1 protein-coding gene is annotated in these 1,023 nt (G+C 68.4%); it reads left to right on the top strand.

The genetic code is table 11. From position 1 onward, the window contains the following. Window positions 1–48 precede the first annotated feature (48 nt). Window positions 49–1,023: IS701 family transposase (locus EJK15_RS69540; protein ID WP_138720964.1), on the top strand; the 975-nt coding region annotated here is incomplete at its 3' end.

The raw sequence follows: 1,023 nt of genomic DNA, 5'->3' as shown, positions 1-1,023 counted from the left end.
CCTAGTAGTACTTTGTTAATTTGGAATTTGGTGTGAGATGATCTTTGCGTGACTCCGGCTGAGCTGGCTGATGTTCGAGGCCGTCTTGAGGACTTCGCGGGCGAGGTGTTCACTTCCTTCGCGCGTCGGGAGCAGCGGTCCAACGGCGGGCTGTACCTGCGTGGGCTGATGCTGGACGGACGGCGTAAGTCGATGGTGCCGATGGCTGAGCGGCTGGGGGTGGATCACCAGCGGCTGCAGCAGTTCATCACCTCCTCTACCTGGGATCATGTGGCGGTCCGGCGGCGTCTGGCCCAGCGCGCGGTCAGTGTGGTGGCGCCGCAGGCGTGGGTGTTGGACGACACCGGGCACCTCAAGGACGGCGATGCCTCCCCCGGGGTGGCCCGGCAGTACACCGGGACCGCGGGAAAGGTGACCAATTGCCAGATCGCGGTCAGCGTGCACGCGGTCACCGATACCTGCTCGGCTGCGCTGAACTGGCGGCTGTTCCTGCCTGAGCGATGGGACGATGCGCTGGCCGAAGACCAAGCCGAGGCCGCAGTGATCGCCGAGCGGCGGCGGCGCTGCGGCGTCCCCGACGATCAGCGGCACCGCCCCAAGTGGCAGCAGGCGCTGGACATGCTCGATGAGCTGGCCGCCTGGGGGCAGGTCCCGCCGCTGGTGGTGGCCGACGCCGGCTACGGCGATGTGACCGCGCTACGGCTCGGCCTGAGTGCACGCGGCCTGCCGTATGTGGTCGCCCTCAAGGGCACTACCAGCGCGTATGCCGCCGATGTCGTCCCCGAGACGGTGCCCTACTCCGGCAAGGGTCGCCGTCCGGTGGCCAAGTACCGCAGCGCGCCCTCCAGCCTGCGCGAGCTGGCCCTGGCCGCCGGACGAAGCAGTCTGCGCCGGATAGCCTGGCGGCAGGGCACCAAGAAGAGCAAGGGCAACCCGACCGCCACGATGCGCTCACGCTTCCTTGTGCTGCGGGTGCGGCCCGCCAACCGCGACATCGCCCGAGACAGTGACGGGCATCTGCCC

It is taken from the genome of Nonomuraea basaltis, assembly GCF_005893125.1.
Taxonomy (GTDB): Bacteria; Actinomycetota; Actinomycetes; order Streptosporangiales; family Streptosporangiaceae; genus Nonomuraea; species Nonomuraea basaltis.
The sequence above is the reverse complement of the archived record's forward strand: the minus strand, read 5'-3'. Positions and strand labels throughout refer to the sequence as shown.